Genomic DNA, 19965 nt, shown 5'->3' with positions numbered 1-19965 from the left:
GGTCAGATCCGCCTCGTTCATCTGCTCCAATGAAATGTTGTGCCACCAGCTTCCCCAGCTCCGTACCGCCTGGTCCGCCGCGCCGGCCCGGCGCGCGCGGTCGCGCCCGTGCTCGACGAGCGGCAGCGGCGCGTGGTCGAGCACGAGGGCGGGCCGATGCTGGTGCTGGCCGGCCCCGGCACCGGCAAGACGACCACGATCGTCGAGGCCGTCGTCGACCGGATCGAGAACCGCGGCGTCGACCCCGAACGGGTGCTGGTCCTCACGTTCAGCCGCAAGGCCGCCGGTGAGCTGCGCGAGCGCATCACCGGCCGGCTCGACCGCACGACGCGGTCGCCGCTGGCGCTGACCTTCCACAGCTACGCGTACGCGCTGTTGCGCCGGGACGCGGTGCTCAACGAGGAGCCGCCGCCGCGGCTGCTGTCGGGTCCCGAGCAGCTGCTGGAGGTCCGCCGCCTGCTGGACGGCGAACGGGCCGACGGCGCGCGCGGCTGGCCGCACCGGCTGCACGAGACGCTGGGCACCCGCGGGTTCGCCGAGGAGCTGCGCGACTTCGCGCTCCGGGCGTCCGAACGCGGGTTCGTCCCCGACGACCTCGTCACGCTGGGCGACCTGCGCGGCCGCGACGACTGGAAGGCCGTCGGCGGCTTCATGGACCGCTACGCCGAGCGGTTCGCGATCGACCCGGTGCCCACCTACGACTACGCCGAGCTGATCCAGATCGCCGCGGGCATGCTCGTCGACGAAGAGGTCAGGATCCGCGAGAGCGGCGCCTACGACGTGGTGTTCGTGGACGAGTACCAGGACACCGACCCGGCGCAGGAGGAGCTGCTCCAGCACCTCGCCGGGGAGGGCCGCGACCTGGTCGTGGTCGGCGACCCGGACCAGTCGATCTACGGCTTCCGGGGCGCCGACGTGCGCGGCATCCTGGAGTTCCCCGAACGGTTCCGCACGATCGACGGCGACCCGGCGGAGGTGGTCGCGCTCCGGACGTGCCGCCGCATGGGCCCGGAGATCCTGACCGCGTCCCGGCGGATCGCCCGCCGCCTCCCCGCGGGCACCCTCGCCGCCGAGCACCGCGCGCTCCAGCATCCCGAGGAGGCTCCCCCCACCGCGCCGCCCGGATCCACGCCGCCCGGACCCACGCCGCCCGGACCCACGCCGCCCGGATCCACGCCGCCCGGGCCCAAGCCGCCCGGATCCACGCCGCCCGAATCCACCTCGGACTCGGTCCACGCCGTCATCGCCGACAGCGAGTCGCAGGAGTCGGCGCTGGTCGCCGACGAGCTGCGCCGCGCCCACCTGCTGGACGGCGTGCCCTGGTCGCGGATGGCGGTGCTGGTGCGCAGCGCGGTCCGGCAGGTCCCGGCGCTGCGGCGGGCGCTGGCCCAGGCCGGGGTGCCGGTCGTGGTCGCGGGCGACGAGGTGCCGCTCATCGCCGAGCCCGCCGTCCGGCCGATCCTGATCCTGCTGCGGGCCGCCCTGAAGAAGGGCTTCCTGGACGAGGTCGTCGCCGAGGACCTGCTCACCGGCCCGCTCGGCGGCGCCGACGCGCTCGGGCTGCGCCGCCTCAAGCGGGCCCTGCGCGACCTGGAGGACCTGTCCGGCGGTGCCCGGCCGCTCAACGAGCTGCTCATCGCGGCGGTGAGCGACGCCCGCGAGCTGACCCTCGTCCACGAGCGGGTCCGGGCCCCGGCCGAACGGGTCGCGCACCTCATCGAGGTCGCCCGGGACGTCACCGACCGGGGCGGCACCGCCGAGGACGTGCTGTGGGAGGTGTGGCGGGCCAGCGGCCGGGCCGAGGTGCTGCTGGAGCAGAGCGTCAAGGGCGGCACCCGCGGCGCGTCCGCCGACCGCGACCTCGACGCGGTGGTCGCGCTGTTCGACCACGCCGCCCGGTTCGTCGACCGGCTGCCGCAGGCGGGGCCCGAGCTGTTCGTCGACAACATCGCCTCCCAGGAGATCGCCGGCGACACGCTCGCCGAGCAGGCGCCGCAGGGCGAGGCGGTGCGCATCCTCACCGCGCACCGCGCCAAGGGCCTCGAATGGGACGTGGTGATCGTCGCCGGGGTCCAGGAGGGCGTCTGGCCCGACCTGCGGCTGCGCGGCTCGCTGCTCGGCATCGAGGAGCTCGTCGAGTTCGCGGCCGGGACCGAGCCGGAGGGCGCGGGCGGCGGCGGCGTGGCGAGCGCGGCGGCGGGCGCGTCGATGGCGGCCAAGATGATGGACGAGGAGCGGCGGCTGTTCTACGTCGCCGTCACCCGCGCCCGCAAGCGCCTGGTCGTGACGGCGGTCGGCGGCGACGACAGCGAGGACCGGCCGTCGCGGTTCCTCAACGAGCTGCTGCCCGGCGCGATCGAGGAGTCGCAGCTCGACGAGAAGACCCGCTGGTTGTCGCTGTCGGCGCTGGTCGCCGACCTGCGTTCGGTGGTGGCCGACCCGCACCGGCCCGAGCCGCTGCGCCGCGCCGCCGCCGGCCACCTGGCCCGGCTCGCGCGGGCCGGCGTGCGCGGCGCCCGGCCGGAGAACTGGTACGCCATCACCGCGCTGTCCGACGCCGGCCCGGCCTACGCCGAGGACGAGCAGATCCAGATCTCCCCGTCCCAGGTCGAGGCGTTCACCACCTGCGGCCTGCGCTGGCTGCTGGCGTCCGCGGTCGGCGCCCAGGACGGCGGGCCCAACGAGTACAGCACGATGGGCAAGGTCATCCACGCGGTCGCGGAGATGGCCGGCTCCGACGACGGCGTCACCGAGGTCGACGTCGCGCAGCGGCTCGACGAGATCTGGAACGACCTGGAGTTCCGCAGCGCCTGGTACTCCGAGAAGCAGCGCGAGCAGGCGAGCGCCATGGTCGACAAGTTCCTGACCTGGCACAACGACAACCCCAACGAGATCGTCGCGCTGGAGGAGTCGTTCAAGGTCGACCTCGGCCGCGTCGTGATCAAGGGCCGGATCGACCGGGCCGAACGCGACGCCGACGGCCGCGCGGTCATCATCGACATCAAGACGTCCTCCACCGCCGTCCCCAAGGACGACCTGGCGCGCCACCCCCAGCTCGGCGTCTACCAGTACGCGGTCATGCTCGGCGCGTTCGAGCGGCACGGCCTGATCGAGCCCGGCGGCGCCAAGCTCATCCAGGTCGGGAAGGCCGCGTTCACCGCCAAGGCGCGCGAGCAGGAGCAGCCGCCGCCCGCCGACGACGCCGACCCCGAGTGGCCCAAGAAGCTGATCGAGATCGTCGCCACCGGCATGGCGAGCGACGTGTTCCAGGCGCGCGCGAACGACAAATGCCGTACCTGCCCGGTACGGTCCTGCTGCCCGGTGCACGAGGAAGGGGGGCAGGTCGGTCCATGATCACTCCGGCCGGGCTGGCGCGGCTGCTGGAGATCCCCGAACCGACCGACGAGCAGGCTCGCGTGATCGAGGCCCCGCTGGCTCCGATGGCGGTCATCGCGGGCGCCGGGTCGGGCAAGAGCGAGACCATGGCCGCGCGCGTCGTCTGGCTGGTCGCCAACGGGTTCGTCCGGCCCGAGCGCGTGCTCGGCCTCACGTTCACCCGCAAGGCCGCCGCCGAGCTCGGCGTCCGCGTCCGCAAGCGGCTCGACAAGCTCAAGGAGATGCTCCCCGCCGACGAGCTCGAACGGCTCGGCGGCGAGGCGCTCTTCGACGGCGAGCCGATGGTGTCGACCTACCACTCCTACGCCGCCCGGCTCTTCGGCGACCACGCGCTGCGCGAGGCGCTGGAGCCGACGATGCGGCTGATCTCCCCGGCGGTGGCCTGGCAGATCTGCTCCCGCGCGGTCGACTCCTACGGCGGCCCGATGGACAGGATCGACTGGCAGCCGGACACCGTCACCAAGGCCGTCATGGAGCTGTCCGGCGACCTGTCCGAGCACCTGCGCACCGCCTACGACGTGCGCAAGGTCGGGGCGTGGCTGGACGAACGGTTCGCCTCCCTCAAGAAGCCGCTCAAGCCGCAGCGCGACATCCTCGCCAAGCACGCCGTCCGCGAGCAGCTGATGCCGCTGATCGAGTCGTACGCCCGGGCGAAGGCCGACCGCGAGGTGGTCGACCACGGCGACCAGATGTCGCTGGCGGCGCGGATCGCCTTCAAGCACCCCGAGGTCGGGATGATCGAGCGGTCGCGCTTCTCGGTCGTCCTGCTCGACGAGTACCAGGACACCAGCCAGGCCCAGCTCGTCCTGCTCAAGTCGCTCTTCGGCAACGGACATCCGGTGACGGCCGTCGGCGACCCCTGCCAGTCGATCTACGGCTGGCGCGGGGCGAGCGCGGGCAACCTGCTGCGGTTCGCCTACGACTTCCCGCTCAGCACCCAGTTTCACCCCCATGGCTCCGCCCCCTCCCTCCCGGGCCGGCCGCCGGACCCGGCGCCGGTCGTCCAGCTCAGCCGCAGCTTCCGCAACGGCGAGCACATCCTGGACGCCGCCGCCCGCATCCAGGACGAGCTGCGCGCCGAGACCGCGGCCGTGCCGCGCCTGATCCCGGGCGCGGGCCGGGAGGGGCGGGGCCGGGTCGAGTGCGCGCTGTTCGAGACGGTCGAGGACGAGGCGGAACGTATCGCCGCCCGCATCGCCGCGCTGATGGCGGCCGACCACGGGACCTCCCCGGACGGCGCGCCGCAGGACGAACCGCTCCAGTACTCCGACATCGCCGTGCTGGCGCGCAAACGGTCGCAGTTCCCGCTGATCCGGCGGGCGCTGGAGAGCCGCGGCATCCCGGTCGAGGTGGTCGGGCTGGGCGGCCTGCTCACCGTGCCCGAGGTACAGGACGTGGTGGCCACGCTGCGCGCCATGCACGACCCCACGTCCGGCGCCTCGCTGGCCCGGCTGCTCACCGGGCCGCGCTGGCGGCTCGGCCCGCGCGACCTGGTCGCGCTCGGCCGCCGCGCCCGCGCGCTCGCGCAGGAGGCGTCCCGCGACGTCACCCCGCCCGAACGCCCCGCCGAGCCACCGCCCCCCGAGCCCGCCGAGCCCGGCACGCCCGGCGAGGCCGGCGGGGCGGAGGCCCCGGACGACCCGCTGCGGCAGCTGGTCAGCGAGCTCAACCAGGAGACCGGCAGCCTGGTCGACGCGCTCGACGACCTCGGCCCCCGCGAGGCGTTCTCGCCCGAGGGGTACGGGCGGCTGCGGCGGCTCCGCGACGAGCTGCGCGGCCTCCGCACGCAGGTCGGCCTGGCCCTGCCCGACCTGGTCAACGAGGTGGAACGGGCGCTCGGCCTCGACATCGAGGTCGCCGCCAGGTCCGGCCTGGACCCCGTCACCGCCCGCGCCGACCTGGACGCCTTCATCGACGCCGCCGCGACCTTCGCCGGCGACGCCGAGGACCCCACGCTGGGCGCGTTCCTGGCCTACCTCAAGGCCGCCGAGACCGAGGAGTTCGGGCTGGAGGCCGGCCGGGTCGGCGAGACCAACAGCGTCAAGCTGCTCACCGTCCACGCCTCCAAGGGCCTGGAGTGGCCGGTCGTCATCGTCCCCGGGCTCTCCTACGTCGCGCAGAAGAACGGCGGCCCGGCCAAGGGCTCGATCTTCCCGTCGCCGCCGCAGAACGCCACCCGCTGGACGGCCAACCCGCGCGTCCTGCCGTTCATGCTGCGCGGCGACCGGGCCGACCTGCCCGCGCTGCACGGCCTGGAGAAGGACGACCTGGCCGCCTTCGACCAGGCCTGCTCCGAACGCGATCTGCGGGAGGAGCGGCGGCTGGCCTACGTCGCGGTCACCCGCGCGTCCAGCCTGCTCATCGCGACCGGCTACTGGTGGGGCTCGTCGGGCCGCCCGCTCGGGCCCTCGCCGTTCCTGGAGGAGGTGAAGGAGACCTGCGAGGCCGGCACCGCGAGCCAGATCGCGCACTGGGCGGAGCCGCCGGAGGAAGGCGTCCAGAACCCGCTGCTGGCCGCCGCCGAGGAGGCCCAGTGGCCGCCCCTGCCCGGCGCGCACGGCGACGGCTCCGAACGTGAACGGTACGAGGCCATCGTCGAGGGCGCCCGGATGGTCGAGGACGCGATGACCGGCCGCACCCGGCACTGGGCCGGGCACGAGGGGCTCGATGACGCCGACCGCGGCCGGATGACCGCGTGGGCCCGCGACGTCGAGCTGCTGCTGGCCGAACGCGACCGGGGCCGCGGCGGCGACGGCCTCCAGGTCGAGCTGCCCGCCCAGCTCTCGGTCTCCTCCCTCGTCTCGCTCGCCCGCGACCCGCAGGCCCTGGCCCGCCAGATCCGCCGCCCGATGCCGCGCCAGCCCGCCCCGTACGCGCGCCGCGGCACCGCGTTCCACGCCTGGCTGGAGAGCCGCTGGGGGCAGCAGCGCCTGCTGGACGCGGACGAGCTGCCCGGCGCCGCCGACGAGGGGGCGGCCGACGACGCGCAGCTGGCGCGCCTCCAGGCGCGGTTCGAGGAGTCCGAATGGGCCGGGCGCGAGCCGATCGACATCGAGGTGCCGTTCGAGACGATCATCGGCGACCGGTTGGTGCGCGGCCGGATGGACGCCGTCTTCCGCACGTCCGGCGGCTACGAGGTCGTCGACTGGAAGACCGGCCGGCCGCCGGAGGGCGACGACGCGCGCCACTCCGCCGTTCAGCTCGCCGCCTACCGGCTCGCCTGGGCGGCGTTGCAGGACGTTCCGGTCGAGCGGGTCAGCGCGGCCTTCCACTACGTGAGCGCCAACGTCACCGTCCGCCCGGCCGACCTGCTCGACGCCGAGGGCCTCGCCGCCCTGCTGGAGACCGTCCCGGCCGTCTGAGCCCCGGCCTGACCACGGCCGGGGCCAGGTCGGGGTTTCGTTGCCGTGATGTGAGCCACTCGCCTCTGTTCACGCCGCACCGTTTCGGGGAGTATCCGGGAAACCACATAAGGAGGCGGCGTGACGGTGACGCATGACGAGAAGGTCGTACGTGAGTTCTCCAAGCAGGCGGCGAGTTTCGGGGACCCGAGGCTCAACATGGCCTTCACCGTGAACCTCGCCCGGCTCGTCCAGTTCATGGAGCCCGAGCTCGACCTCGAGGACGTCGTGCTGGAGGTCTGCGCGGGCACCGGCCTGGTGGCGCGCGCCATCGCCCGCCGCGTCCGGCACGTCACCGCGCTCGACATCACGCCCGCGATGCTGGAGCAGGGCAAGCGCGAGGCCGACGCCGACACCCTCACCAACGTCACGTTCACCCGCGGCGACGCGCTGGACCTGCCCTACGCCGGCCGCTCGTTCACGCTGGTCGTCACCCGCTTCTCGCTGCACCACTTCGCCGACCCGGCCGCCGTCGTCCGCGAGATGGTGCGCGTCAGCCGCCCCGGCGCGGCCATCGTCGTCGCCGACCTCGTCCGGCCTGATCTCGCGGATCAGGGGGACGCCGACGTCGACCGCCTCGAACGCCTCCGCGACCCGGCGCACGGCACCACCCTCACCTCCGGCCAGATCACCGCGATGCTCGGCGAGGCCGGCGCCGAGGTCAAGCGCACCGACACCTTCGACCTCGTGCGGCCGCTCGACCAGTGGCTGGAGTTGTCGCAGCCGCCCGAGGAGGTGCGCGCCCGGATCCGCAAGGAGCTGGAGGACGAGCTGGCGGGCGGCCCGGCCACCGGCCTGCGCCCCGCCCTGGTGGACGGCGAGCTTCACTTCACCCACGCGAACGGCTTCTTCCTGGCGATCGCCCCCTGAGGGACGCGCCGAGATTCTCGTTCAAACGTTCGACTGAGATCGTTCCGCCGGGGTATCTTGTCGAACATGGGTTCTACCGCGAGTCTTCCCCTCGACCGCGAGCCCGCCGCCCTGGCCATGCGCATCGGCGTGGTCGCGGCCGAGGCGGCTCTGGCGACGTTCGCACGCAACCTCGACCTGGACGACCTCGCCGACGGCGACGTCGACTTCCAGGGGTCGATCAGCCCGGCCGAGTGGCCGGTGTTCTCGCTGGTCATCGACACCCTCGCGGAGGCGGGCCCGGCCGACGGACGATCGCTGGACGAGCGGCGCGCCGACGCGCTCAACGACCTCGCCCGCATCTGCATGGCCGCCAAGCACCGCCGCGCCGGCGCCGCCTGAGCCTGCCCCGAGACCGCGTACGACCGCCTGTGACCGTGGTCTGAAACCGCCCGTGACCGGGTAGGACCCCGATGATCATGTCGTGAGCTGACATGTCCGGGGGCCGGTGGTCGTCTCCCGGGTGGCGCAGCGGGGTCCGGGGGCGTCCCCCGGGAGGTACGGCGGGGGACAGGTGTCGGACGACTCGGCCTTGGGGTTCTCGGTCGTCGCCATCGTGGCGGCGACCGCGCTGGCGCCGCTGCTCGCGGACCGGCTGGTCCGGTGGATCGCCGTGCCGTCGGTGGTGCTGGAGATCATGCTCGGCATCCTCATCGGCCCGGTGGTGCTCGGCTGGGCCACCGAGGACCCGTTCATCGGGCAGCTGGCCGACTTCGGGCTCGCCGTGCTGATGTTCCTGGCCGGCTTCGAGATCGAGTTCGCCCGCATCAAGGGCTCGCCGCTGCGGCTGGCGATCGCGGGCTGGTCGTCCTCCCTCGCGCTCGGGCTCGTCGCGGGGCTCGCCCTGGAGAGCTGGGACGTGCTGGCGGTCGTGGTCGGGCTCTGCTTCACCACGACGGCGCTCGGCACGATCCTGCCGATGTTGCACGACCGCGGTGCGCTGCCCACGCCGTTCGGGGCCAGGGCGATGGCGGCCGGCGCGCTCGGGGAGTGCGGCCCGATCATCGCCGTCGCCGTGCTGCTCAGCGGCGACCGGCCATGGCACACCGTCCTGCTCCTGGTGGCGTTCGCGGCCGTCACGGTCCTCGCCGCGGCGGCGGCGGTACGGCAGCACCGGCACCCGACCATCGCCCGGCTGGTGAACGCGACGCTGACCACCAGCTCGCAGCTGGCCATCCGGTTCGCCCTCCTGATGATCGTCTTCATGCTCTGGATCACCAGCGAGTTCGGGCTGGACGTGCTGCTCGGCGCGTTCGCGGCCGGGATCGTCGAACGGCTGGCGATCGAGACCTCGGACCGCGAGCGCACCAAGGAGGTCGTGAAGTCCAAGCTGGAGGCGATCGGCTACGGCTTCGTCGTGCCGTTCTTCTTCGTCGTCAGCGGCATGCGGCTCGACCTGGCCGCGCTGGCGTCCGACCCGGTGGCGCTGCTGACCGTGCCGCTGTTCCTGGTGGTTTTCCTCGTGGTGCGGGGCGGTCCCGTGCTGCTGCTCTACCGGTCCGACCTGGAGGGCGCCGACCGCCGGGCGCTGGCCCTGCTCGCGTCGGCCGCGCTGCCGCTCGTCGTGGTCATCACGACGCTGGGCGTGGAGGAGCACGGCCTGCCCGCGAGCACCGCCGCCGCCCTCGTCTGCGCGGGAATGGCGTCGGTGCTCGTCTTCCCGCTCGTCGCGTTCCGGATCCGGGAGCGCGCTCTTTCGGACGGGCGTTCGATGGCGTAATCGGATGGCCGGTTGGTCCATTCGCGTGTGCGCGCCGGCCGGAGCCCTGCCCGTGAACGCCCGCCGGGGCGCCGTGGGGGAGGGGTCCTGGCCGTCCTCGTCGGCCCTCGCCATCGGCGATTCCGCCACGCATCGTCGCCGTTCCCTATCACGCGATCGCGTGAAGCCGCCCGCCCTGAAGATCATTTTGATGGTCCGGGAAGACCCCGCGTTCTCGTGATGGAACGCGCCGCACCGCCCGTTGGAAGGTCATTTCTGGCAGGACAGGCCATTCCGAACGCGGATTGACCCCCTGAGGCGGTGTGGAGTGGAAATCACCATCCAGAAATACGGCGGCACGTCACTGGCCACCGACGAGCAGGTCCACACGATCGCGGATCGTGCGGCGTCCGCGCACGGACGGGGCAGGTCCCTGGTCGTCGTGGTCTCCGCCCGCGGCGGGACCACCGACGAGCTGATCGAGGCGGCCGGAGCGCTCACCGCCGACCCCTGTCCCGGCGAGACCGACAAGCTGCTCGCCACCGGCGAGGTGGCGGCCGCGGCCATGATGGCGATCTCGCTCCAGGGCCGGGGCGTCCCGGCGGTCTCGCTGACCGGGCCGCAGGCGGGGCTGCGGGCCGCCGGACGGCACGGCGCCGGCGTCGTCACCGAGATCGACCCCGCGCCGGTGCGGGACTGGCTCGAACGCGACCACGTCGTCGTGGTCGCCGGATTCCAGGCGCTCACCCCCGCGGGCGACGTCATCACGCTCGGCCGCGGCGGGTCCGACACCTCGGCGGTGGCGCTCGCCGCCGCCCACGACGCCCGCGCCTGCGAGGTCTACACCGACGTCGACGGCGTCCACCGCGCCGACCCGAGGGTCGTCGAGGGCGCGCCGATCCTGCCCCGGGTCGAGGCCAGGGTGATGGCGGAGATGGCGGTGTCCGGCGCGCGGGTCATGCACGCCAGGGCGGTCGAGCTGGCCGCCACCTACGGGCTCGACGTCGGGATCGGCAACGCCGCCGGCGGCGGGACCGCGACCACGATCGTCGGAAGGAGAGAACCGATGCACGAAGCAGGGCCCCCACCAACGACGCTCGGGGAACGTCCTCGGGTGGTGGCGATCACGCACGAGACCGCGGTCGTCCAGACGATCGTCCGCGCCGGAGCGCGGCTCACCGGGCCGGCCGTCCTCGACGCCCTCGCGGACGGCCAGATCAGCGTGGACGCGGTCGCCTCCTGGCCGTCCACCGCCGAGGACCTGCACCTGGCGTTCTGCGCGCCGGCGTCGCAGCTGCCCGCCGTGCGCGACGTGCTGGGACCGCTGCTGGAGCAGCACGGCGGCGCCGTGGAGGCGCGCGAGCCGTGCGGGCGGGTCTCGATCGTGGGGACCGGCCTGCTGAGCAGACCCGGCCTCACGGCCGGCGCGATCGCCGAGCTCGCCCGGTACGGCATCCCCGCCGACTGCGTGTCGTGCACCTCGACCCGTACCTCCCTTCTCGTCCCCGTGGAACGGGTGCGCGACGCGGTGGTCATCCTCTACGGCCTGTTCGAGCTCGACCGCGAGCCCGTGCTCGCCCCGGCCTGACGCCCGGCATCCCGGCACCCCGGAAGGAAGGACATCCCGCTCATGAGCGACCAGCACACCTTCGGCGCACGACTGCGCCTCAGCCGGTTGGGACGGCGTTCGCCCGACGGCCGCCTCATGGTCGTCCCGCTGGACCACTCCGTCACCGACGGGCCCATCCGCACGGCGGCCTCGTTCGACGGCCTCATCGGCACCCTCGCCGAGAGCGGCGTCGACGCGGTGGTGCTGCACAAGGGCACGGCCCGGCACGTCGACCCGCGCTGGTTCACCGACATGTCGCTGATCGTGCACCTCAGCGCCAGCACCGCCCACGCGCCCGACCCGGACGCCAAGTACCTGGTGTCGAGCATCGAGACCGCGCTGCGGCTCGGCGCCGACGCCGTCAGCGTGCACGTCAACGTCGGGTCCCGGGAGGAGGCGGCCCAGGTCGCCGACCTCGCCCGGGTCGCCGAGTCCTGCGACCACTGGAACCTGCCGCTGCTGGCGATGATGTACGCCCGCGGGCCCCAGATCGGCGACCCCCGCGACCCCGAACTGCTCGCGCACGCGGGCACCCTCGCCGCCGACCTCGGCGCCGACATCGTCAAGCTGCCGCACCCCGGCACCGGCCAGGGCGTCGCCGACCTGGTGCGGGCCTGTCCCGTGCCCGTCGTCCTGGCGGGCGGGCCGCCCGTCGACGACATCGCCGAGGTCCGCGAACGGGTCCTCGAAGCCGTACGGGCGGGCGCCGCCGGCGTCGCGATGGGCCGCAACGTCTTCCAGGCCGAACGCCCCGGCGAGATCGCCCGCGAGATCGCGGACCTGCTGCACAGCGCGCCCGGCCCCGCCGGCACGCCCGGCTTCGCGCCGCCCGCGCACCGCCGGCTCGACCACCAGATGACCGGAAGGACGTCATGACCGCGCCCCAGACCACCTACGCCCACCAGGAGGTCCGCCAGCTGCTGGCGGATCCGGCGATGACCGAGCACTCGCCCGGCGAGGAGTTCGCCCACGTCGCCTCCCTGCACGACGACAAGCACGACGACGTGACCGTCTCCTACCGCGCCTACCTCCCGGCGGCGTTCCCGCTGTTCGCCAACCGGCCGCGCTACACGGTCCGGCACCTGCTCAAGGTGGCCACGGTCCGCGACGAGGAGACCCCGTACTTCCAGGAGGTCGCGCCCCACGACGACGACCGGACTGCGGGCGGCCGCAGCTACGAGCAGACGCTGGAGGCCTCGTTCACGCCCGTGATCAAGTCGACCGACCTCACCGAGATCAGCGTCTCGGTGGAGACGCCGCCCGGCCTGGAGAACAACGTCCGGCTGCTGGCGTCCTACATCGACTACCGCCTGCTGGTCCGGTTCGGCGTCCGCGAGAACCAGCTTCTCCTGCACGGCGAGCAGCGGTACGGCCCGGACGCCGAGCCGGTCGGCCGGCGCGGCGGCGAGGGCTCCGCGCTGCCGGGGCTGCTCCAGCTCCCCGGGCTGCGGCGGCTGCGGTCCGCCGGCGACCCCGTCGCCGAGCTGACGGCGGCGGCCGGCGCGGTCGAGGAGACCGGCGGCTCGTGCGACGGCATCGTCGTCCATCCCTCGCTGTACTGGCGGATGGTCGAGACGGGCCGGCTCGGCCCGCTGAACGAGGCGGGCATCCGGGTGTCCCGGACCCGGATGATGCCGCCGGAGCAGGTGCTGCTGGGCGACTTCCGCGCCGCGGCGACGCTGCTGGACCCGGGCACCTCGTGGGTGACGCTGCGGCGCGGCGCCGGGGCGAACGGCGGGCATCTGCTGGAGGCGCGCAGCCGGATCGCCCTGGCCGTCCACCTGCCGCGGCACTTCCTCCTGCTCGACCGGGGGGAGGCGGCATGACCACCCTGAACGCCGGCACCGACAACACCGGCACCGACAACGCCGGCACCGAGAACGCCGGCACCCGGAACGTGCGGGTCCTCTACATCACCGGGATGACGCGCTGCGGCAGCACCATGCTCGGGAACGTCCTGAACGAGCTGCCGGGCGTGGTCCACATCGGTGAGCTGCACTACCTGTGGCGCAACGGCATCCTGCGTTCCGGCACCAACTCCCAGTGCGGCTGCGGCGACCGGCTCGCCGACTGCGAGTTGTGGTCGGAGGTGATGGCGTCCGCGGCGACGCCGACCGACCCCGCGCACGCCCGCTGGATGGTCGCCGTGCAGGACCGCTACCTGCGCACGCGGCACACCCCGGCCCGGCTCGCCGAGGCCAGGGGGCCGCTGCGCCGGGCGCACGCCCTCGACGCCGCGCTCGACGTGACGGCCCGGATCTACCGGGCGCTCGCCGCGAGGCCCGGGACGCGCCTGATCGTCGACAGCTCGAAGTACCCGGCCGAGGCGGCGGCGCTGCTCGGCCTGCGGGACCCGGACCTGGACCTGCGGGTCCTGCACATGGTCCGGGACCCGCGGGCCACCGCGTTCTCCTACCAGCGGCAGAAGAACTACATCGCCGAGATGAGCCCGCTGCGCAGCACGGCCGGATGGTCGGGCGTCAACCTCGCCTCCGAGCTCGTCGGCAAGGCCGCGCCCGGCCGTTACCTGCGGGTCCGGCACGAGGACTTCGGCCGCGACCCGCGGGGGGTGCTCGGCGAGGTCATGCGGTTCGCGGGCGTCGACGGGCCCGGCCCGGTCGGGGACGGCGGCCGGGTCAGCCTCGGCGAGAACCACACCGTCACCGGCAACCCGGACCGGCTCGACCGCGGCGAGGTCGCCATCCGCTGCGACGAACGCTGGCGCACCGGCCTCGACCGGGCACCCCGCGCGGTGGCCACCGTCGGCGCCTGGCCGCAGATCCGGCGCTACGGCTACGAACCCGCCGCCGGAGAGGCGAAGACCGCCGAACCCGCCGCCGGATAGGAGACCCGGAGAGAAGACCCGGAGAGAAGACCCCCGAGAGAAGGCCCGCAGAGAAGGCCCGCAGAGAAGACAGGAGGGCGAACGATGGATCTCGGACTGCAAGGACGAACCGCGATGGTCGCCGCCGCGAGCAGCGGCCTGGGCCTCGGCATGGCCCGCGCGCTCGCCGCCGAGGGGGCGAACGTCTCGATCTGCGCCCGCGGCGCCGAGAAGCTGGCCGAGGCGCACAAGGAGGTGGACGCCGCCGGCCCCGGCGAGGTGCGCAGCCAGGTCGTCGACATGACCGACCAGGACGCCGTCGAGGGCTGGGTCACGACGACCGTGGCCGAGTTCGGCGGGCTGGACGTGCTCGTCAGCCACACCGGCGGAGTGCGGTTCGGCACCGCCGCGGACTTCGGCGTCGACGACTACCGGGGTGCCGTGGAGAGCTCGATGTTGCCGCACATGGCGCTCGTGCTCGCCGCCGTCCCGCACCTGAAGGAGAACGGCTGGGGCCGCATCCTGCTGATCACCTCCGAGTCGGTCCGGCAGCCCATGGCGCACAACGTGCTGTCCGGGGTGGCGCGGCTCGGCGTGCTGGGCTTCGCCCGGAGCCTGGTGCACTCGCTCGGCGACGCCGGGGTGACCGTCAACGTGCTGGCGCCCGGCTACCACCGGACCAAGGCCCTCAAGGGGCCGCGGGGGTCCGACCCCGACGTCTGCGGCGCCGAGGTGCCGCTCGGGAAGGTCGGCGACCCCGACGACTTCGGCGCGCTGGCCGCCCTGCTGGCCTCCCGGCAGGCCTCGTTCGTGACCGGCGCCCTGCTGCTGGTCGACGGCGGCAACACGCGCGCCGTCGCCTGACACCCCACCGACGAGGTACCCCACCGACGAGGAGGGAGACGGACATGACCGTCATCGAGGAATTCGGCACGACCGGGTTCGCGCACGGCGAGTTCACCGACCGCTACCGGGCCGAGGGCCTGTGGCGGGACGAGGAGACGCTCCTCGACGACCTGTGGCGGGGCGCGCGCACGCACCCCGGCCGCCGCGCCGTCGTGGTCTGGCACACCGACGGGCGCGCCACCGAGACGCTGACGTACGCCGAGCTGACCCGCGTGGTGGAACGGCTCGCCGCGGGCCTGACCCGGCTCGGCGTGCGCCGCGGCCAGGTGGTGACGCTCCAGGTCCCCAACTCCTGGGAGATCATCGCGCTGTGCCTGGCGTGCGCCCGCATCGGAGCCGTCGCGAGCCCGGTGGTCCCGATCATGCGCCATCGCGAGGTCGGGTTCATGCTCGGGCTGACCGAGAGCCCCGTCTACATCGCGCCGGTGAGCTACCGCGGCTTCGACTACGCCGAGATGAGCGCCGAACTGGCCGGGAACTCGCCCGCGCTGCGCCACCGCGTCCTGCTCGGGGCGGCGGACGCCGACCCCGGCGGCCCGGGCATCGCCGGCGCGCTGGACTTCGCCGGGACGCTCCTCGGCGAGGAGCCGGAGGCCGACGGCACCTACGCCGTGCTGGAGGACGTCGAGCCCGCGCGCGCCGACGACCCCGCGTACATGATGTTCACCTCCGGCACCACCGGCGAGCCCAAGGGCGTCGTGCACACGTTCAACACGCTGTACGCCACCAACAAGGTGCAGGCCGACGTGCTCGGCGTGACCGGCGACGACGTGACCGCGATGGGCTCGCCCACCTCGCACAACGCCGGATACACCTGGAACTTCGTCATGCCGCTCACGCTCGGCGCGACGTGCGTCCACATCGACGCCTGGGACGCAGCCCTGATGCTGCGGATCCTGGAGGAGGAGAAGGTCACCTTCTTCATGGGGGCGCCGCCGTTCCTGGTCGACCTGATCGAGGAGCAGCGCGCCACCGGCCGCGACCTGTCGGCGCTGCGCACGTTCGCGACCGGCAGCGCGCCGATCCCGCCGGTGCTGGTCGAGCAGGCCAAGGACGTCCTGGGCTGCCGCCTGTACGCGCTGTGGGGCATGACCGAGAACGGCTGCGCCACCGTCACCCGGCCCGAGGACCCGGTGATGCGGGCCGCGGAGAGCGACGGCACCGCCGTCCCCGGCATGGAGATCCGCATCATGACCGGGCTGAACGGCCCGCCGGTCGAACGCGGCGAGATCGGGCGGCTCCAGGTGCGCGGCGCGAACCAGTGCGTCGGCTACTACCGCCGGCCCGAGGTGTACGCGGACTCGCTGAGCGAGGACGGCTGGTTCGACACCGGTGACCTGGCCCGCGACGACGGGTACGGCGGCATCCGGATCTGCGGCCGGGAGAAGGACCTCATCTCGCGCGGCGGCGAGAAGATCCCCGTCGTCGAGGTGGAGGCGGCCCTGCTCCGGCACGACCGCATCCGCGACGTCGCCGTCGTCGCCTACCCCGACGAGCGCCTGGGCGAACGGGCCTGCGCGGTGCTCGTGGCGGAGGACGAGACCCGTCTGGAGGTCCCCGACCTCCAGGACTACCTCGGCGGGCAGGGCATGGCCAAGCAGTACTGGCCGGAGCAGGTCGCCTACGTCCCCGAGCTGCCCAAGACCCCGAGCGGCAAGGTCCAGAAGTTCCGGCTGCGCGAGCGGCTGGCCGACGCCTGACGGCCGCCGGAGACCGAGGAAAGGAGGACGGACCGATGGACTTCTCGTTCACCGACGAGCAGGACGCCCTGGTCGCCAAGGTGCGGGCGTTCGTCACCGACCGGGTGGCGCCCGCCGCGGCCGAGCACGACCGGACCGGCGTCCTGCCGCCCGAGTTCCTGCGGGAGCTGGCGGACGCGGACCTGTTCGCGCTCAGCATCCCGCGCAGGTTCGGCGGGCTCGGGCTCGACGCGGTCAGTACCGGGGCGGCCCTGGAGGAACTGGCCCGCGGCGAGCCGGCCGCCTGCCATCCGGTGCAGAACGCCGCGCTGATCGGGGGCATCATCGCCGCGAACTGCGACGAGGAGCGGCAGGCCGACTGGCTGCCGCCGATCGCGCGCGGCGAGTCGATCGTCGCGCTCTGCCTGACCGAACCGCGGCACGGCACCGACGCCGCCGCGATCGGGCTGACCGCCACGCCCGACCCGGACGGCGGCGACTGGCGGCTCGACGGGACCAAGACCTCGATCATGGCCGGGGCGTACGCGACGCACGGCCTGGTGTTCGCCCGGACCGGCGGAGACCGAACCCGCGGCGGAGCCGCTTCGGGGGGTGCGGGGGGCCGTCCCCCCTCGGGAGGCGGAGCGCGCGGCGTCACCGCGTTCTTCACGCCCCTCGACGAGCCCGGGGTGACCCGGGAGCGGCTGTCGGACCTGGGCCACCGGGCCGGGGGGCGGGCGACCCTGGAGTTCAACGGCCTCCGGGTCGGCCCGGAGAACGTGGTCGGCGATGTGGGCGCGGGGTTCGTCGAGGTCATGCGCGGCTTCGGCTACTCGCGGGCGCTCATCGCCCTGACGGCCCTCGCCTCGGCGAGCGCCTCGCTGGACGACGCGATCGGGTACGCCCGGGAACGCACGGCGTTCGGCGAGCCGATCGGCCGGTTCCAGGGGGTGGCGTTCCCGCTCGCCGAGCACGCGACCTACCTCAAGGCCGCCCGGATGCTGGCGTACGAGGCGCTGTGGCGCAAGGACCAGGGCCTGGACCACCGGCTCGAGGCAAACATGGCCAAGGGCTGGGCCCCCAAGGCGGCGGTCGACGCCCACCACCAGGCCCTGCTCACGTTCGGCCACTTCGGCTGGTCCACCGGCAACCCGGTCGAGCGCCGCCTCCGCGACGGCATCGGACTGGAGATCGCGGACGGTACCGCGAACGCGACGAAGCTCGTCGTCGCCCGGCATCTGCTGGGCCGCGAGCACGCCCCCTGACGGAAGGCGACCCCGTGCAGACACGACTGACCAACCTCGACGTCCTCGAGGCCGAATCGATCCACATCATCCGAGAGGTGGCCGCCGAGCTGGAGAGACCGGTCCTCCTGTTCTCGGGCGGCAAGGACAGCATCGTGATGTTGCGCCTGGCACAGAAGGCGTTCCGGCCCGCCGCGCTGCCGTTCCCGGTGATGCACGTGGACACCGGCCACAACTTCCCGGAGGTGATCGAGTACCGCGACCGGAGAGTGGCGGAGCTGGGCGTCCGGCTGGTGGTGGCCTCCGTCCAGGAGTCGATCGACCAGGGCCGCGTGGTGGAGGACACCGGGCGCCGCTCCTCGCGCAACCAGCTCCAGACGACCACGCTGCTGGACGCGATCGAGGAACACGGCTTCGACGCGGCGTTCGGCGGTGCGCGCCGGGACGAGGAGAAGGCGCGGGCCAAGGAGCGGGTGGTGTCGTTCCGTGACGAGTTCGGGCAGTGGGACCCCAAGAACCAGCGGCCCGAGCTCTGGAACCTCTACAACACGCGCATCCGGCCCGGCGAGCACGTCCGGGTGTTCCCGCTGTCCAACTGGACCGAGCTGGACATCTGGGACTACGCCCGCCGGGAGGAGCTGGAGCTCCCGTCGATCTACTTCGCGCACACCCGGCGGGTGTTCGAGCGCGACGGCATGTTGCTCGCCGACCTCCCGTACGCCCGCCGGGGCGACGACGAACCCGCCTTCGAGGCGTCCGTGCGCTACCGCACGGTGGGGGACGCGTCGTGCACCGGCGCAGTGGAGTCGGCCGCGGTGTCGCTGGACGAGGTGGTCGAGGAGATCTCGGCCACCCGGATCACCGAGCGCGGCCAGACCCGCGCCGACGACCGCACCAGCGAGGCCGCGATGGAAGACCGCAAGAAGGCGGGGTATTTCTGATGGACATCCTCCGGCTGGCCACCGCCGGCAGCGTGGACGACGGCAAGTCGACGCTGATCGGGCGGCTGCTGTACGACGCCAAGTCGATCTTCGAGGACCAGCTCGCGTCCGTCGAGCGCGCCAGCAGCGAGCGCGGCGACGGCCACACCGACCTGGCGCTGCTGACCGACGGCCTGCGCGCCGAGCGGGAGCAGGGCATCACGATCGACGTCGCCTACCGCTACTTCGCGACGCCGCGCCGCAAGTTCATCATCGCCGACACCCCGGGGCACATCCAGTACACCCGCAACATGGTGACGGGCGCCTCGACCGCCGACCTGGCGATCGTGCTGGTGGACGCGCGCAAGGGCATCCTGGAGCAGTCGCGGCGCCACGCGTTCCTGACGACGCTGCTGAAGGTGCCGCACCTGGTGGTCGCGGTCAACAAGATGGACCTGGTCGACTACGACCGGGAGACCTACGAGCGGATCACCGCGGAGTTCACCGCGTTCGCGTCCAGGCTGGAGATCGGCGACCTCACCTTCGTCCCGATCTCGGCGCTGCACGGTGACAACGTGGTGGAACGTTCGCCCAACATGCCCTGGTACGAGGGCTCGTCGCTGCTGCACCACCTGGAGCACGTGCACGTCTCGTCCGACCACAACCTGATCGACGTGCGGTTCCCGGTGCAGCACGTGATCCGCCCGCACCAGAGCACCGACCCCGAGCTGCACGACTACCGGGGTTACGCGGGCCAGGTCGCCGGCGGCGTCCTCAGGCCGGGCGACGAGGTCGTGCACCTGCCGTCCGGGCTGACCACCACGATCACCCACATCGACGGGCCGGGCGGGCCGCTGGACGAGGCGTACCCGCCCATGTCGGTGGCGCTGCGGCTGGCCGACGAGCTGGACATCTCGCGCGGCGACATGATCGCCCGGCCGAACAACCGGCCCGAGGCCGCCCAGGACCTGGACGCGATGGTGTGCTGGATGACCCCCGACCGGCGGCTCACGCCGCGGACGAAGCTGGTGATCAAGCACACCACCCGGACCGCGCGGGCCCTCGTCAAGGACCTGCACTACCGGCTGGACGTCAACACGCTGCACCGCGACGACGGCGCGACCGGCCTGGAACTGAACGAGATCGGCCGGATCCGGCTGCGGGTCACCCAGCCGCTGTTCGTGGACGACTACGGGCGCAACCGGCTCACCGGCGGGTTCATCCTCGTCGACGAGACGTCGGGAGACACCGTCGCGGCGGGGATGATCAACGATCGTTCCTGATGAGCGCCCATGTGACCGCCTGGTCACACCCGGATGGCGCGTTCACGTGATGCCGGGCCGGACCCGCCCGGGGCAGGGTCGGAATCACAGGACGC

Annotated in this window: 14 protein-coding genes; all 14 read left to right on the top strand. The window is 73.4% G+C overall.

The window, feature by feature from the left end; translation table 11 throughout:
• Positions 1 to 39: 39 nt before the first annotated feature.
• The 14 genes from ABZ810_RS31515 to ABZ810_RS31450 all read left to right on the top strand — a co-directional run bounded on the left by ABZ810_RS31515 (position 40) and on the right by ABZ810_RS31450 (position 19870).
• Positions 40 to 3354 (top strand): ATP-dependent DNA helicase, encoded by a 3315-nt coding sequence (locus tag ABZ810_RS31515; protein WP_358409508.1) that lies wholly within the window; start codon positions 40 to 42, stop codon positions 3352 to 3354.
• Positions 3351 to 6758 carry an ATP-dependent DNA helicase gene (locus ABZ810_RS31510; protein ID WP_358409506.1) on the top strand — a complete coding sequence of 1136 codons (3408 nt, stop codon included), beginning with the start codon at positions 3351 to 3353 and terminating at the stop codon, positions 6756 to 6758. The genes ABZ810_RS31515 and ABZ810_RS31510 overlap by 4 nt, the downstream gene beginning before the upstream one ends.
• Positions 6759 to 6878: 120 nt before the next feature.
• Entirely contained in the window at positions 6879 to 7667 is a 789-nt protein-coding gene (locus ABZ810_RS31505; protein ID WP_358409505.1) for a methyltransferase domain-containing protein, read from the top strand.
• Between the two features lie 66 nt (positions 7668 to 7733).
• Entirely contained in the window at positions 7734 to 8048 is a 315-nt protein-coding gene (locus ABZ810_RS31500) for a hypothetical protein (RefSeq protein WP_358409504.1), read from the top strand.
• Positions 8049 to 8220: 172 nt separating this feature from the next.
• Positions 8221 to 9426 carry a cation:proton antiporter gene (locus tag ABZ810_RS31495; protein ID WP_358409502.1) on the top strand — a complete coding sequence of 402 codons (1206 nt, stop codon included), beginning with the start codon at positions 8221 to 8223 and terminating at the stop codon, positions 9424 to 9426.
• A 307-nt stretch (positions 9427 to 9733) separates the two neighbouring features.
• Positions 9734 to 10993, top strand: a complete 1260-nt coding sequence (locus ABZ810_RS31490) for an aspartate kinase (protein WP_358409501.1) — start codon at positions 9734 to 9736, stop codon at positions 10991 to 10993.
• A 42-nt stretch (positions 10994 to 11035) separates the two neighbouring features.
• Positions 11036 to 11890 (top strand): 2-amino-3,7-dideoxy-D-threo-hept-6-ulosonate synthase, encoded by an 855-nt coding sequence (locus ABZ810_RS31485; protein ID WP_358409500.1) that lies wholly within the window; start codon positions 11036 to 11038, stop codon positions 11888 to 11890.
• Positions 11887 to 12840 (top strand): hypothetical protein, encoded by a 954-nt coding sequence (locus ABZ810_RS31480; RefSeq protein WP_358409499.1) that lies wholly within the window; start codon positions 11887 to 11889, stop codon positions 12838 to 12840. Before ABZ810_RS31485 ends, ABZ810_RS31480 begins: the two co-directional genes overlap by 4 nt.
• Complete coding sequence (locus ABZ810_RS31475) at positions 12837 to 13859, top strand: sulfotransferase (protein ID WP_358409497.1); 1023 nt, start codon at positions 12837 to 12839, stop codon at positions 13857 to 13859. Before ABZ810_RS31480 ends, ABZ810_RS31475 begins: the two co-directional genes overlap by 4 nt.
• Positions 13860 to 13943: 84 nt before the next feature.
• Positions 13944 to 14702 (top strand): SDR family oxidoreductase, encoded by a 759-nt coding sequence (locus ABZ810_RS31470; RefSeq protein WP_358409495.1) that lies wholly within the window; start codon positions 13944 to 13946, stop codon positions 14700 to 14702.
• Positions 14703 to 14746: 44 nt separating this feature from the next.
• On the top strand, positions 14747 to 16444 hold the full coding sequence (locus tag ABZ810_RS31465) for an AMP-binding protein (protein ID WP_358409493.1): 1698 nt from the start codon (positions 14747 to 14749) through the stop codon (positions 16442 to 16444).
• Positions 16445 to 16479: 35 nt separating this feature from the next.
• A complete protein-coding gene (locus tag ABZ810_RS31460; protein WP_358409492.1) occupies positions 16480 to 17688 on the top strand; it encodes an acyl-CoA dehydrogenase family protein in 1209 nt (402 codons plus the stop codon).
• Positions 17685 to 18608 (top strand): sulfate adenylyltransferase subunit CysD, encoded by a 924-nt coding sequence (cysD, locus tag ABZ810_RS31455; RefSeq protein WP_358409539.1) that lies wholly within the window; start codon positions 17685 to 17687, stop codon positions 18606 to 18608. Before ABZ810_RS31460 ends, cysD begins: the two co-directional genes overlap by 4 nt.
• Positions 18608 to 19870 (top strand): GTP-binding protein, encoded by a 1263-nt coding sequence (locus ABZ810_RS31450; RefSeq protein WP_358409490.1) that lies wholly within the window; start codon positions 18608 to 18610, stop codon positions 19868 to 19870. Before cysD ends, ABZ810_RS31450 begins: the two co-directional genes overlap by 1 nt.
• The last annotated feature ends 95 nt before the right edge of the window (positions 19871 to 19965 follow it).

The sequence above is a fragment of the Spirillospora sp. NPDC047279 genome (genome assembly GCF_040643285.1).
Lineage (GTDB): Bacteria > Actinomycetota > Actinomycetes > Streptosporangiales > Streptosporangiaceae > Spirillospora.
Note: the sequence above shows the minus strand (reverse complement) of the source record. Positions and strands in the feature narration are given on the sequence as shown.

Bases quoted from the DNA above. Each gene is read 5' to 3' on its own strand.
- ABZ810_RS31510 (WP_358409506.1), top strand. From the start codon at position 3,351: ATGATCACTCCGGCCGGGCTGGCGCGGCTGCTGGAGATCCCCGAACCG.
- ABZ810_RS31500 (WP_358409504.1), top strand. From the start codon at position 7,734: ATGGGTTCTACCGCGAGTCTTCCCCTCGACCGCGAGCCCGCCGCCCTG.
- ABZ810_RS31485 (WP_358409500.1), top strand. From the start codon at position 11,036: ATGAGCGACCAGCACACCTTCGGCGCACGACTGCGCCTCAGCCGGTTG.
- ABZ810_RS31480 (WP_358409499.1), top strand. From the start codon at position 11,887: ATGACCGCGCCCCAGACCACCTACGCCCACCAGGAGGTCCGCCAGCTG.
- ABZ810_RS31475 (WP_358409497.1), top strand. From the start codon at position 12,837: ATGACCACCCTGAACGCCGGCACCGACAACACCGGCACCGACAACGCC.
- ABZ810_RS31470 (WP_358409495.1), top strand. From the start codon at position 13,944: ATGGATCTCGGACTGCAAGGACGAACCGCGATGGTCGCCGCCGCGAGC.
- ABZ810_RS31465 (WP_358409493.1), top strand. From the start codon at position 14,747: ATGACCGTCATCGAGGAATTCGGCACGACCGGGTTCGCGCACGGCGAG.
- ABZ810_RS31460 (WP_358409492.1), top strand. From the start codon at position 16,480: ATGGACTTCTCGTTCACCGACGAGCAGGACGCCCTGGTCGCCAAGGTG.
- ABZ810_RS31450 (WP_358409490.1), top strand. From the start codon at position 18,608: ATGGACATCCTCCGGCTGGCCACCGCCGGCAGCGTGGACGACGGCAAG.